Source organism: Parabacteroides sp. AM17-47, from assembly GCF_003434625.1.
Classification (GTDB): Bacteria; Bacteroidota; Bacteroidia; order Bacteroidales; family Tannerellaceae; genus Parabacteroides; species Parabacteroides distasonis.
Map to the genome: position 1 here is coordinate 1 of NZ_QTLI01000019.1, position 14,135 is coordinate 14,135.

Sequence of the window (14,135 nt, forward strand, 5' to 3'; positions counted from 1 at the left end):
CCGTGTCGTGAAAAAGAAGGTATTTCAATCAAAAAGATACCTTTCACGCCAAACTCGAAGCACAGGATCTCAATCCACCGCCCACTCTTTCATCTCATACATATCCTTATATTCTTCCCAATCCGGATCCATCTCGGTATAAATAGAGATGGGCAGTAACTCGAAAGGAGCCAAGGCCTCATTCAAGCGTTCGCCGAATACACGCACGGTACGTGTGTAAAACACCCAGACCTTCTCTCCTCCTCCGGTATAGACACCCGTCAGGATAGCCAGCTTGTCTTTCTTTTCCATCGCCTTACGAAGCGCTTCCTCCACGGCCTCCATTTTCTCGCCAAGGTCATCGCTAGGAAGGCCTCTCCCATCTCCCTCGTATTTCCAAGTGATCTCGACACGTTCCTTGAACTTACCGGATTCGGTGAACTCATTCAACTCGTCCCGCCCGTAAACGGTAATCATTTGCCCTGACTCGTTTTCCGAGAGAGCCGTAAACCATACATCGCTTAATCTCATATTTATATTTTCTATTTATCTATAAGTATTCCTTACTGACTTTACCGGGTAAAAATACGACAAAAAAGGCTGCGTCCGGTGAAGATACAGCCTTTTTATATTTCTCGACGGAAATTTATTATCTCTTTCCTAATCTATGATCCATAATGGCGTAATGGCATTCCCCATAATTCTTCAATTGATCCACGATCTCTTTAGCCGTAGATTCTTCCTCTACTTGCTCGCGTACGAACCAGAACAAGAAATCACGGGAAGCATGATCCTTATCAGCCTCGGCGATATCAACCAATTTGTCGATCAACTCTGATACATAGCACTCGTGTTTGTAAACATGCTCGAATACCTCCAACGGATTTCCCCAGCCTGTCGGAACCACGTTGATCTGGCCGATCGTAATATCGCCGCCACGATCCAAGGCGTAATCGATCAACTTATGAGCATGCTCCAATTCCTCAGCCGCTTGTTTCTTCATCCAATGGGCGAAACCGTTCAACCCTGCTTTCTGGAAATACACGGACATTGACAAATACAAATTCGAAGACCACATCTCCGCATTAACTTGGGCATTGAACGCCTCTGATAAATTTCTACTTAAGATCATAATTTTATCATTGTTTAAAAATGTTGAAGTATTATCCGTTCACGAAATTTCACTATGCAAATATAAATAAAAGTAGGATTCCTTATCTCATTTCCGCCCTTAGATATTGGCTACTTTCGAAAATTTTTCTAACTTACGCCCTTATTTGATAAACATCATGCAATACACCGACAAATATCGATCTCCCTTGGGAGAAATAACCCTAGCCAGCGATGGCGACCACCTGACAGGATTATGGTTCGACGGGCAAAAATATTTTGCCGCCACTTTATCGGCGGAACACCAAGAAAGAGAACTGCCGATATTCGAGTTAACCAAAGAGTGGCTGGATAGCTATTTCATGGGTAAGATTCCCAGCTTCACCCCTCCTATCCATCTGGAGGATACGCCTTTCCGACTTGCGGTATGGGACTTATTGAGCAAAATACCTTATGGCGAAGTCGTAACCTACAAGGAGCTCGCCGGCGAAATCGCCCGGCAAAAAGGTATCCCGAGCATGTCTACGCAAGCGATCGGAGGAGCGGTAGGCCATAACCCGATCAGTATCATCATCCCCTGCCACCGTGTCGTAGGCAGCGATGGCAGCCTAACCGGATACGCCGGAGGTATCGACAAAAAAAGGAGCCTGCTTACAATCGAACGGGTCCCAAAAGTATCGTAAAGAGACTTTACCTTGCAAATCCTTGTGGACAAACATAGAATGTAACTATCCCATTAACGTTATCTCCTTCACCTCATGGTCCTCAATATCAGCATATAGGAAGTGGCCGGCGAAAGTGTCTTCCGTGTCTTGGAAAAAAAGCTCCAGTTCGTAATGGATGGAGCCGTCTTCTTTCTCCTTGGTCTCTATATGAACAGATTGCAATTCTACTTGGAGGGCAAACTCCTCTCTGGACAATGCCGGAAGTTCACAATCTTCCCGCCATGCGTTTGCTGTCGGGAGCAATTCGTCGGCCATGCGCAATTGCCATATCGCTTCCCCTTCCTCTTCCAGCCTATTCATATAGCCACTAATAGCTTTCAGATGTTTCCGGATAAGGGATTCGTGCGGACAACGGGGCTCCAAGTTTTTACCGCATTGCTTCCTAATTAGTTTAATGGTCTCATTCAAACATTCAATTTTAGTACCGATAGAAACCGAGGGCATTTCCCAAAGTCGCTCGTATAACTCCAATCGTTTTTCAAACGAGTGAAGGGCAGACCTTGCTCCAATCTTTATATCAAGATAAGCATCATAGGCTTTAGACTCTTCCTTAGTCATATCTCGCTCAACGCCGTTTAGCTTATTCTGACCCTCATCCATGCGAGTAATGATGTCATTGGTAAATTTCACTAATTGACGTACCTGCTTGGGTGTTTTTATTTTGTTTTTCTTCGCATTTTTCTCTACGCTTTGCGCAAAGAATTGAATAGTGGCCATTGTAATTGAAATATTCGTATCCGCACGCATCAAATCATCCGGCAGTTGGACATTACGCACAAGGTCATATAATTCAATTTTATAAGGAATGAGCTGACTGATTTTTTCTTCAACGGGCAAATCCGGGTTGCTCCATATCTTGGTGCAGTCTTGAATGATTACCTTAATCCTCTCGGCGTTCATGTAATCCAAATAGCGTTGCTCTAACGCCTCGTCCACCTTAGGCGGCAGGAGTTTTTTGAGAGCTTTTATCTTCTTTTTGAGTTCGTCTACGTAGGCTTGCTGTTCCGGGGGAAGCAGCTCATTCTTACCTTTTGCCGATTTCTCTTCAATGATAGGTAATTTCTCGGTCGGTGTCTCCAAGGGAGCGATGGAGATGCATAGGTCTACCTCCCTCCCCCAAATCGTCGCTTTATACTCTTCGGGTGTTTGATAGCCACGAAACCATGTCTGGAGTGTACTAAGCCAAAACTCCGTATGCATTTCCAAGGTCATTTTGGAAAGATGGGCGATCTTATCTGTCAGATGAAATTCCCAACTATTTTCATCCGTTTGTTCCTTTTCCATAAGTATGAATAATTATTATACTGAAATAGACAACTTGATCACCTTTGAGCCAATAAGTTTTCCCCGTAAACGTATATCCTGCAATTAAGATAAATATATGATGGTTATAGCTTCAAAGCGTAACGAACGCTGTTCCATGTAATTCACCACGTTTTACCCAAATCAACAATTCATATCCCATGGGGCGATTGTTGTTATCATATTACAGAGAGTCTATCATTCAACGTATTCGCAAATATAAGGAATAAAATTAAACTTATAGGACTTGATTCGCATAAGAAGGCCAATGTTGCTTGATGTAGTCAAGGCTTTTTGCGGATGAAGAAATGTATAAATAAAGAATTCATGAGCAACGGAAATCAAAGCTTTTATTTATCTTTGTAAATAGACTTAATTCTAAAACAAACAAGTATGGTGAGAGAGTTAAATTTTACGTTGGAAGGCGTACAAGGCGATTTGAAATTGGAGTACGGCCCTTTTAAGCAGCGTTTATATCAAGACGGCAGAGAAATCGAAAGACAAGGACGATTCAATCCGAAATACTATGTGACTAATACCAATGGGGAAAAGGAAGAGATAAAGATTGTCTATGGCTTTGACTTTGTTCACGTCGCTGTATTCCGTGGACAGAAAATCGATTTGGAGGAGCGGTTGTCTACCCGAGAGTATATCGTGGGCGGACTGCCTGTGTTACTCATCTTTTTAGGGGGATTGATCGGCGCCGTATTCGGTTTTGTGGGCGCTACATTCAATTACAATTATATGCGGCAGGAAAAGTCTTTCATGAAACAACTGCTTGTTTCCCTAGGTGTTTCCGTTTTCTGCTATGTAGCTTATTTCATATTTGGGATTTGCTTCAATTTACTGATAAGAGGATAGGAAAGAAAATTAATGAGGCGGCTCCATCGTTATTTCGGTGTGCCGCCTTTTTCCGGGTCGCATTTATTATTCTAGCTCATTTTTCCTCTTTTTCCACAGCTGATAGCTATTGAAAATATTTTGCCACAGGACATAGCTCCCCGGGCCAACAGAAGACAAGGGGTTCAAATAGGTGTAAGACATCCAGATCGCTAACACGGTATTTTTTTGCCCCAAGGCTTGTCCGGCACTAATACGGTCATTGTATTTCGTGCCGATGCGCTTTCCCCAATAAAACTGCGCGATACAGGTTATCAAGCCGCCTAAAGCGATCAAGATTTCTACATAAATCTCCGCCTCGCTATTGACCAAGGATTTCACGGTCTGCCCGGTCACGATAGCTAGAGCGACGGCCCAGAGGTAAAAGGCCATATCCCGAAGCCCCGCAAGGAAGCGATGGATAGGTGGTATGAATCTACGCAAGAACAAAGCGAGGAAAAACGGGAATAACAGCAATGGGAAAACTTTTCCCAAGATCTTCAAGAATGCGGCGAAGAAAGTAATCTCGGCATGCGGTTCCACTAATGGGAAGACCAGCGGCACGACAATCGCAGCTAATAGATTCGATAATAAGGTATAAGTAGTCAGACTAGAGGCGCTTCCCCCTAATTTACCCGTAATCACGGCGGCCGCCGTAGCGGTCGGGCAAATCAGGCAGACCATCGCTCCCTCGAACACATCCCGGTATTCCTCTCTCATTGGCAGCCAGAGCAATAAGGCGGCAAGCACCAAACTGGAAACCGCTTGGATAAGCAATAGCCAACCATGCCAAGGGCTGGGCATCAATTCCCGGACAGAGATCTTACAGAAGGTCAGGAGCAGCTGGGCAAAAATCAAAAAGGGCGTCAGATACGCTATTAAAGTGTACATGAACGGCTTTGTAGGCTCCAGAAAAGTAACATTGGCGAAAACAAAATACCCTATCGCACCCGCTAACATGGAGATAGGGAGTGTCCATGTCTTGAAGAATTTCAACATAACGCCTATTCTTTTAATTCGGGATGCAAAATAACATCTTTCCACCGAAAGAGGCAAGAGAAACGGGGATTAATTAGGGATAAAGAGAGACGGGGCATGCCCCGTCTCTACATTAGATATTCTTACAGCTTAGTTTTAATGTCCTTATTCCGTAACGGGGGATAGAAAGACGCATTGAACTGGCGCCTTTCTTCTCGGTGACGGTTAAGTCCTCAACCAGACGGTTATCCAATTCCACCAAGCTCGCTTTCACGTCTTGTCCTTGGAAGATTATCGTTTTAGGGGAAGCATCGCTTTGGGCATTGAATAGGCGGATATAAAGGTCATTCCCTTTATAGACCATGGAGACCAACTCGTAGGCATTATTCTCTATCCGGAAAAGGGAACCGGATGTCAAGGTAGCATCGCCGCCCAAGGTTGCGACCAAAGGCTCATTGCGTCGTTCGCTTTGTGTCCAAATACGGCTTTTCTCCCAAGTTCCGGCATGAGGGATCAAGGCATACGAGATCTCGGTCGGACGGTCTATGATATAATCCCGGCCCCACAAGCCTTTACCGGCGTATTGTACGTTCAAGGCCAATGGGAAATCCTTACCATGCGCATAGCTGGTCGTATGATCCGTGAATAATGACAGACCGCAAGAGTTATCCTTGCTCGTAACATCCACCCAATTCAAAATGATATTATGCTTGATGCTATCCCAACGATTGAAAAAGGTATTCTCCAACCGGCTCTCGCAAACATCGAACGGAGCATCCTTATAAATCTGTTGGTTGGCGATCTGGATAGGCAGATATACCAGAAGTTTGTAACGGTCGTCATAGAATGACTTACGAGGATTATCCGCACGGAATTCGATACCCGGCTCACCAATACGGGGGTTTCCTGTCCAATCCAGTTTAACACTCATATCGATGCGAGGCTCTCCCTGCGTTAACCGGATCGTTTGGGTAAATGAATACTTTCCGATCTTGCCTTTCACAGCTACCTTCACGAATAAGGGCCCTTGCTCCAACACGCTCACCTCAGCCGGTTGATCCATACTGGAAAGGAAACCACCCTCGTCGATAAAATATCCCCGAAGCTCATTGAACCCACGTTCATTCCGGTTATCCACGAATTCCTTGCCTCGTACGGCTTTCGCTTTCAAGCTTTCTATTACACCTCCTTTAGAGGGGTTTAGCACCAAGGTGTATAAATCACTTTCCATGCGAAACGTACCGTCTTTCTGTCTCTCAGCCTTCAAGGTTCCAGACTGTTTATCCTCTGCCTTCCGGATCGCATAAGAGGCATAACCGGCCGAGGGGACTTGCGCACGAAACAAGAGTTTTGAAATGCCGTCTTCCGTCAACCATTGAGCCGGTTGTTTCTTTCCTTGCTTATCAAGAACCACCCAATCCGAGTTTCTCCATGAGACGGGAACTTCCACCGCCACCAATTCATTCCGGTCGGTAGCCAAGGTATTATATACGTACACCGTGGATTCACCTTCCTTTTCTTTCAATAAGGACAAAGCGTTATCAATTATCTGACGGCTGTTTTGATTGGTCACCCCAGTCCAATCCGTAACCGTCTCCGCCCATGTCTTTTTCCCTTGTAATCGATTGTAAGGAACGATCCAGCAATCATGATGCTGCGACAATAGAAGCGTGCGCCATCCCTCATCGATACGTTCAGTCGGCCATTCCATGCCTTTGTATAAGCGAGCGTAAGCCGCCATTTTCTCCGCACGCACGATAGCGTTCTCGGCTACCCGTACCTCTCCGGCCAAACGCTGCATGACCTGCGTTCCCCACATCAAGCCACCTAGGACATCCTCTTGCGAGAAATGCCAATCATCCTGAGTAGTCCCGACGGAACAGTCTTGGATGTAATTCCGCCAAGTCTTATAGACGGTCGGCGTATAATAGCCCGTCGTATCCTGTCCCAGCCAAGGGCCTTTATCCCAACCATGGCTCCATGAGGCATCTTGGATACACATGCCGACCGGGTGCTGGATACCGGCATCCAAGCATTTATGGATGTAGTCCTCCGTATTGAACCACGAGATGGATTGCCAGCAAGAGCCGGGTTGTAAATCCTCGCAGGCGTAACGGGGGACGGTGGTAAGTCTCGTACCATCCGGCCCTACCCAATTCACCAACTCACCTCCGTAGGCGCTTACGTAGCCACCCCACATCGTATTCGGGTTCTTAGTAGAGGCATACGAGAAGCCGAATGACTTCAATATATAGGGCAGGCAACTGGTAAAGCAAGGCTCCTCCGCCGAATAGGTGGTGAATACCGCCTCGGGGAAATGTTTCCGGATCAGCCGTATTCCATATTCGAATTGGCGGATAGCGCTCTCGCCGGATGTCCCGAAGAAATAACTTTGGGCATAGGTCGGGTTTACGTACTCGATCCGCCCGCTCTCCACGGATTGATCCTTAAATAAGCGCTTGAAAGCCTCGTAACCTTCGGGGTCTCGTTGCCGTACGACTTCCCATGATTCAGGCTCGATCTCGATATTGATATTCCAGTTGGGATTCTGCCTTAATTTCTGGGCGATAAAGGCGGTCTGCCCCACCGGGTAATGCCCGTAGATACCGCCATGATAGCCATCGATGAAATAGGCTTGTTGGGCATCTGCCCAACCGGCCAACAAGAATTGGCTTAATACGAATATCGCTAGTTTCTTTTTCATATAATATGTACTATTAATTCACATTTAGAATACTTCCAGTCGGTGGGAGACGGGGCACGCCCCGTCTCTACAAGTCTGTAAATTTCTTGATCTCTATTCGCAAGGGGATTGGTTTATTTTGCTCATAGATCCGGTTAACCAGATCCTGTTGCTCATTCACGCAATCCTCACGAATCCCCTTGTGCATGTATTGTAGCCAAAGGTCGCCGTTCCATTGCAAGAAGATGTCGTGGGGACGGTATTTGCGCAAGGTGTCCACGGCAGCCTCGTTGCAGGCCCAAAGCATGCCCGTCTTCCGCATCAAGTTATATTCCACCCAATAAAATTCACGCATCTTACGCTCTTTCAACCAGCGTTCCTCGTTCATCTGGCGGATCTTCATCGCTTGTTTATACTGCGGGGTATTCTGAAGAAGAGCCATATTGATGCCTCGCTCCAACTCCCTCGCCGTAAAACGACCGATAAACTCCCCACCGATCGTCAACCCGTAATATCCATCCGACAAACCGCTCACGGACAATCCCTCATAATTCATCTCATCCATAAAAGGGATAACACTCAAGGCATCTGCCTGCGTATGTTTCTCATTATCATAATAAGAGGTATCGATAGGATACGGAAGCGATTTCGCCTCGTACGTAAAAGTAAGGTTATCCGAGGAAACAGACAAATCCGAGACACGGCAATTATCCGAGCGAGTCACCTTTTTCCCCGCTCCGTCTATCCGGATATCGGCTACCGGCTTACCGGCCAGACCTTGCGCCTTCAAGAAGAGATAAGCCATGACCAGATGCCCGTCCGTAGAGGGATGTATACGATCCTTCCCGCATAAGGTATACATGGAATCCTCCGCTTGCTCCCATTGGTTGATCGCTACCATCGGGCGGTTAAAATCCACGAATCCCCATTGATTCTCCCGGGCCCGGGCATTCAGGAAATCCACGATCTCCAAGATCGGCGTATTCTTCCCCGGGAAAGCGACCTTATTGAAACGAGAAGTCTCGTCATAAGGAGAGCTTCCGATCAAGATTTTCCTCACCTCCGGATACTTCTTATAGACCTCCTCGATAAAGGCATAATCCCGGCAAGCTTTCTCTACCCGGTTCCGGGCGATCGTATCCGCCCCCGGCTTCCGAAAATCCATATAGCCGACATCGTTCATGCCAAAAGATAGCGTCACCACCGTAGGCTCATGTTCGAAAACCTTATCCAACCGCTGGTAAATCATCTCGGCTACATCCCCACCTACTCCCTCGTTAAAGATATCGATGCGTTGATCCGGGAAACGGGTCATATAGTATAGCCAGATATATGAATGATAATGACCACCGCAAGTAATGCTGTTTCCCACGAAAGCGATCCGATCTCCTTTCTGAAACGGAGCTATCGACTGAGCATATACTCCAGCAAGGCTTGATAAAAACAAACAGACAAACAAAACATATCTTTTCATCTCTATTTCTCTCTTCTCTAATTTTTTGTGATGAATAATATATACCGTGTTAAAAAATATTACTATCAATAGTAATCGTATTTATCATGGATAATAATCCGGATTACTACGGATAGTAATATCCTCCCACACACCTCTAGTCTAGAGAATCGCTCGCTTACTTTTAGCGAACGACATCCTCACCGAGCAGAGGGTTCAGTTCTTTCTCACGCAAAGGTACCGGGAAAACCAAATCCGATTCTTTAAACGGATACGTATGATTAACCGCCTGATAGCCGAATAAATCAACCATTTGCTTCGATACCGGATCAAACGCACGGTGAGTACGCAACATATCATACCATCCTGTAAACTCATAACAGAGTTCCCACGCACGCTCTTTCAATACTTGATCAACCGTGATTGAAGTCGGTCTCGCCTCATTGGGCAACGCACGGTGACGAACTTGGAAATAAGCATCCACAGCTATAGCGTCGGAAGTAGATCCACCATCCAAGGTAGCTTTTGCCTCCGCACACATTAATAGAACGTCCGCATAACGGTAAACCGGAATATTCGCCCCGCTCTTTCCTGTAGATTCGGCATTCTCATCCCAATATTTGCATAAATAAGGAACATCCAAAGTAATCGTTGTCTCCGGATCACCATATTTGGGTTTAGAAGTATAGAAAAACTCCTCATTCCGTTTACGAATATCTTGGTCATCATAACTTTCATAAAACTCTTTACGAGGAGCCAAACCACCCCCATAAGCCGGAGTAATGGAAATCGGTTGTTCCGGATAAGGCAAAAGGCCAAAATGGAAAGGAGCCCCGGCATCTTGCGCCTCACGCTGGATCATAAAAATATGCTCACCACTATTTTCGTTCTCTGACGCACGCAAATCCTTATAATCAGCGAACAAGCTAAAGGCTCCACTATCAATAACCTCCTTGGCTTTCTCGTAAGCCAATTGATAATACTCATTTCCTTTTTGAAGCGGATAACCTGCCATTGTCAAATAAACCTTAGCTAAAAGGGTCTTGATCGCTCCCATAGAGACATGGCCTGTTTTATCACTCCAATCCAGCCCGGACTGCTCCGCCTTTTTCAAGTCTTCCACGATCTGGTTATAAATATCCTCCTTAGGAGACCTTGGGATCTTCACCGTATTCAGGTCTACCGTAGGTTCCGTCTTCAACGGGATATCCCCGAATAATTGTACCCCTTGGAAATAGTAATATGCCCGCAAGAAATAAGCCTCTCCCAGATACTTCGCTTTCTGGCTCTCGCTAATAATATCCGTAGCGGAAACATTTTGAATCACGCTATTACAGTTTTCCAAAGGAAAGAAAGTAGTCTTCCAGAAGTTACGAATAATGCCGTTACTCTCTTCCAAACCGGAAAGCAATAAGAACTGGTTCTGCTCATTACCGGCCGCACGAGGACGATAACTAGTACCTACAAGATATTCCAAGTTAAAAAGGTGAACTGTAGCAATCTCGAGGTCGGAACTCAACAGATCATCAAGCCCGTCATAAGTGCCATCCACAGCCGCCTTTATCTGGTTCTCTGTCGTATAATATTCAGAAGGACTCAAGAAGGTTTTCGGGTCTTCCTCTAAAAAATTCGTACAGGATGTAAAAGCCATTATTGCGGAAAGCAAGCCACACATCCATACAAGCGCTTTATTTTTCATATCTTAGTTTTTTACGAAGTAAAGATTAAATAATTAGAAATTAACACCTAAAGTAAATGAGTACGTACGAGGTTTGGGATAGGTATAAAAATCCACTCCCTGCTCAAATACGGCATCATAACTCGTTACCTCCGGATCACTACCAGAATAGTTCGTAATCAAGAACGCATTCTCCACATTGAATCCCAAGGATAAACTCTTGATGTGAGCGGCAGAAAGCATACGGGAACTAAAGTCATATTTCAAGCCGATATTACGTAAACGCAAGAACGAACCCGGCTCACAACTCCAAGAATCTACGTCATTCTCATATCCATCTCCCGGAAGGCGCAAGCTAGGCACCATCGTGTTTTGGTTTTCCGGCGTCCAAGCGTTCACCGGAATGTCCGCATAAGCATTGGAGAATGTCACACGGTTACCCATCAACTGGCGAGTGAAGTTAATCAACTTATTACCATATACCCATTGCAAATCAAACATAAACGTGAAGCCTTTCCACGAGAATGTATTTGTCATATTCATCTCGAATTTAGGAGCGCCATTTCCGATATAGTCTTGGTCTTCGCCATCCTTCATTCCATTACCATTCTTGTCCCAATACTTGATATCGCCGGGTTTCTTATTATACTTAGCGGCTTCTTCCGCCTCATCAGTACCCCATGTACCTAGGCGAACATAGCCGTAAAGAGCATTTAAAGGATGTCCCTCTTCAATGCGTCCTCCCCACTTACCGATAATATTATCATTTATATCCAGTACCATCGAGCGGTTCATCGTATAATTCCAAGAGGTAGTCCATAAGAAATCACGGCTTTGGATATTGCGTGTATTCAAGCTCATCTCAAGACCTTGATTACGGATCTTACCCAAATTTGTCATAGTTTTCTCATATCCCGAGTTAGAAGGCAATTGTAGCTCATACAATAAATCAGTCGTAATCTTATGATAATAATCCGCCATAAACTCGATACGCCCATTAAAGAAACTCAAATCGATACCCGCGTCAAGTTGTCTGGATTTCTCCCAGCGTAAATCCGGATTTGCCATACTTTTCAACGTAACGATCGTCGTCATATCCTTGCCAAAAGGAAGGCGTTTATTCTCATAACGTGCCATAGACGCATAATCACCGATTTCCGCGTTACCCACCGTACCGTAGCTCAAACGGACTTTCATATCATCAATCACCTTTTTCGCGTTCTCGAAGAAATTCTCATTGGATACACGCCAAGCGGCCGAGAATGAAGGAAAGAAACCATATTGGTTATTCAAGCCAAAACGAGAAGAACCATCCTCACGGAAAGAAGCGCCCAATAAGTAACGATTGTCAAAATTATAGTTGATACGGGCATAGTAAGAATTCATCTTATTATCCGTATAGTCTGAGCCAACCTTAGAACGTACGGTACCGACTCCCATATTATTGTACTCAAAATAATCATCGAAGAAATTCTCGGCCCCTAGCTCGCTTTTCTCTGTTTTTGAGTAATACCAACTGGCTCCCGCTACGACATTCAAGTTATGCTTATTCCAGCTTTTATCAAAAGTCAAGTAGTCCTCATTCGTCCACGACATCGTATTTCGATGTGCTTTCTCCGCTTTACCCTTTTGAGTATCTCCATAGCCGAATAAGGTACTCGGGTTATAAGATGAATTGATATAAGAACCATCCTGGCGGCTGAAGCTAGTCGTTAACTTTAACCAAGAGGTAATCTTAAACGTACCAATCACGTTAGCCAACGTGTACTGATTCTTATCGATATTCTTACGTTCCTTTAAAATCCTCACGGGATTCTCCGTATCTTCCGCACCTGGATAATCTCCTTTACGGGAATAGGTACCATCCTCATATTGAACCGGAAGGAACGGTAATGCTTCCAATGTATACCGAGAGATCGCATTCTCCGAGTTTCGGGCATTACTAGATCCAACATTCAACATGGCCTGTAAATGGAACCATTCTTTCAAATCCCATCCTACATTGATAAACGCATTCAACTGACGTTTATAAGTCTCCAACATAATACCCTGATTATCTTTATAACTTACATTCGCCACAGCGGTCAGCTTATCGCTTCCTCCGGAGAAACTAAGTGAATGCTGATGAGAAAAAGCCGTACGGGTCACGGCATCCTGCCAGTCCGTATCATATTTCGGAGTCCCGTCCGGATTGAACAGGTCATTCTTATGCGTAAACATATTGCTCGGATCCAGATGGGGAGCGATACGTCCCGGTTGAGCCTCATAAGCACGCTTGAATACATCCAAAGCCTCTTCCGCATTTAAGACATCGACTTTACGAGCTAACGTTCCGGCAGACAAAACGGTATTATACGAGATATTCGTTGTATTTTTCTTACCTTCCTTCGTTGTTATCACCACAACACCATTCGCACCTCTCGCACCATAAATAGAAGAGGAAGTAGCGTCTTTCAAGATATCGATAGACTGAACTATATTCGGATCAATCTGGTCCGGATCCACGCCAACCACACCATCGACCACATATAGCGGTGTATTGGAAGAATTCAAAGAACCGATACCACGGATTTTTATCGCAGGGCTACCACCCGGCGCACCAGAATTCAAAGCGATATTAACACCCGCTACCTTTCCGGCCAATCCTTGGAATACGTTCGTGGCATTCGGACGCTCCAATAACTTCTCCGAGTCTACGGAACCCACTGAAGTTGACAAGTTTCGTTTCAACATCGTACCATATCCAACGACAACGACCTCTTCAAGCGCTTTATAATCCTCGGCCAACTTCACGTTAAACAGTGTACGATTCCCGACCTCGATCTCTTGCTCCGCATAGCCGATATAGGAAAATGACAGGATATCGTTATTAGCCGCATCCAAGCTAAACTTTCCATCCAGATCCGTAACGGTACCGACCGTCGTACCCTTAATCACGACATTGGCCCCGATAACCGGTATGCCATCCGGATCCGTAACGGTACCGGAGATCTTTTTCTTTTGTTGCTGTACGGCGTCTTTCTTCAAGATCGTGATGTGCTTACCTGATATGCGGTAGGTCAAGTTCGTGTTTTTCAACAACTCATTCAACACGTCGGTAACTTGGCGATTCTTCACCTGTATATCCACCTGCTTACTATTATCGATATCCTCGCTCTTATAGAAAAACATGAACTCGGTCTGTTTCTCAATCTCCGAGACGACATCATAGAACGTCCCGCTCTTTACTTCTACCGTAACTTGAGCTTTTTGCGCATAGGTATCCGCCGAGACATGCAATATACCCAGTATTAAAAAAAGCAATGTGATCTTCATGATTGATTTAAATTTTTTAGGTAATAGATCATC

Annotated in this window: 10 protein-coding genes; 2 read left to right on the plus strand and 8 right to left on the minus strand. The window is 45.2% G+C overall.

What is annotated here, in order from left to right:
* Positions 1 to 69 precede the first annotated feature (69 nt).
* Together DW205_RS15575 and DW205_RS15580 are read right to left on the minus strand one after the other, a co-directional pair.
* Positions 70 to 510: a DUF695 domain-containing protein gene (locus DW205_RS15575; RefSeq protein ID WP_005861774.1), complete on the minus strand. Its 441-nt coding sequence runs from the start codon at positions 508 to 510 to the stop codon at positions 70 to 72.
* A gap of 118 nt (positions 511 to 628) precedes the next feature.
* On the minus strand, positions 629 to 1,111 hold the full coding sequence (locus tag DW205_RS15580) for a ferritin (RefSeq protein ID WP_005861772.1): 483 nt from the start codon (positions 1,109 to 1,111) through the stop codon (positions 629 to 631).
* 157 nt (positions 1,112 to 1,268) lie between these two features.
* Between DW205_RS15580 and DW205_RS15585 the strand changes: the two genes are divergently transcribed.
* On the plus strand, positions 1,269 to 1,772 hold the full coding sequence (locus DW205_RS15585) for a methylated-DNA--[protein]-cysteine S-methyltransferase (RefSeq protein WP_005865910.1): 504 nt from the start codon (positions 1,269 to 1,271) through the stop codon (positions 1,770 to 1,772).
* Positions 1,773 to 1,817: 45 nt separating this feature from the next.
* On the opposite strand, the gene DW205_RS15590 is transcribed toward DW205_RS15585, so the two are convergent.
* Positions 1,818 to 3,098 carry a DUF2262 domain-containing protein gene (locus DW205_RS15590; RefSeq protein ID WP_005865909.1) on the minus strand — a complete coding sequence of 427 codons (1,281 nt, stop codon included), beginning with the start codon at positions 3,096 to 3,098 and terminating at the stop codon, positions 1,818 to 1,820.
* A 411-nt stretch (positions 3,099 to 3,509) separates the two neighbouring features.
* Here DW205_RS15590 and DW205_RS15595 point away from each other — a divergent pair, with 411 nt between their 5' ends.
* A complete protein-coding gene (locus tag DW205_RS15595) occupies positions 3,510 to 3,977 on the plus strand; it encodes a hypothetical protein (protein WP_005865908.1) in 468 nt (155 codons plus the stop codon).
* 66 nt (positions 3,978 to 4,043) lie between these two features.
* On the opposite strand, the gene DW205_RS15600 is transcribed toward DW205_RS15595, so the two are convergent.
* From DW205_RS15600 to DW205_RS15620, 5 genes are all read right to left on the minus strand, one after another.
* Complete coding sequence (locus tag DW205_RS15600; RefSeq protein WP_005865907.1) at positions 4,044 to 4,994, minus strand: transporter; 951 nt, start codon at positions 4,992 to 4,994, stop codon at positions 4,044 to 4,046.
* 112 nt (positions 4,995 to 5,106) lie between these two features.
* Positions 5,107 to 7,677, minus strand: coding sequence for a glycoside hydrolase family 38 C-terminal domain-containing protein (locus tag DW205_RS15605; RefSeq protein ID WP_005865906.1), 2,571 nt, complete (start codon positions 7,675 to 7,677; stop codon positions 5,107 to 5,109).
* A gap of 67 nt (positions 7,678 to 7,744) precedes the next feature.
* Complete coding sequence (locus DW205_RS15610; protein ID WP_005865905.1) at positions 7,745 to 9,130, minus strand: SGNH/GDSL hydrolase family protein; 1,386 nt, start codon at positions 9,128 to 9,130, stop codon at positions 7,745 to 7,747.
* 163 nt (positions 9,131 to 9,293) lie between these two features.
* Entirely contained in the window at positions 9,294 to 10,808 is a 1,515-nt protein-coding gene (locus tag DW205_RS15615) for a RagB/SusD family nutrient uptake outer membrane protein (RefSeq protein WP_005865904.1), read from the minus strand.
* A gap of 33 nt (positions 10,809 to 10,841) precedes the next feature.
* Positions 10,842 to 14,102 carry a TonB-dependent receptor gene (locus DW205_RS15620; protein WP_229103439.1) on the minus strand — a complete coding sequence of 1,087 codons (3,261 nt, stop codon included), beginning with the start codon at positions 14,100 to 14,102 and terminating at the stop codon, positions 10,842 to 10,844.
* Positions 14,103 to 14,135 lie beyond the last annotated feature (33 nt).

Coding starts and splice junctions, on each gene's coding strand:
- DW205_RS15610 (WP_005865905.1), bottom strand. CDS start 9,130: ATGAAAAGATATGTTTTGTTTGTCTGTTTGTTTTTATCAAGCCTTGCT.
- DW205_RS15605 (WP_005865906.1), bottom strand. CDS start 7,677: ATGAAAAAGAAACTAGCGATATTCGTATTAAGCCAATTCTTGTTGGCC.
- DW205_RS15620 (WP_229103439.1), bottom strand. CDS start 14,102: ATGAAGATCACATTGCTTTTTTTAATACTGGGTATATTGCATGTCTCG.
- DW205_RS15580 (WP_005861772.1), bottom strand. CDS start 1,111: ATGATCTTAAGTAGAAATTTATCAGAGGCGTTCAATGCCCAAGTTAAT.
- DW205_RS15615 (WP_005865904.1), bottom strand. CDS start 10,808: ATGAAAAATAAAGCGCTTGTATGGATGTGTGGCTTGCTTTCCGCAATA.
- DW205_RS15595 (WP_005865908.1), top strand. CDS start 3,510: ATGGTGAGAGAGTTAAATTTTACGTTGGAAGGCGTACAAGGCGATTTG.
- DW205_RS15575 (WP_005861774.1), bottom strand. CDS start 510: ATGAGATTAAGCGATGTATGGTTTACGGCTCTCTCGGAAAACGAGTCA.
- DW205_RS15585 (WP_005865910.1), top strand. CDS start 1,269: ATGCAATACACCGACAAATATCGATCTCCCTTGGGAGAAATAACCCTA.
- DW205_RS15590 (WP_005865909.1), bottom strand. CDS start 3,098: ATGGAAAAGGAACAAACGGATGAAAATAGTTGGGAATTTCATCTGACA.
- DW205_RS15600 (WP_005865907.1), bottom strand. CDS start 4,994: ATGTTGAAATTCTTCAAGACATGGACACTCCCTATCTCCATGTTAGCG.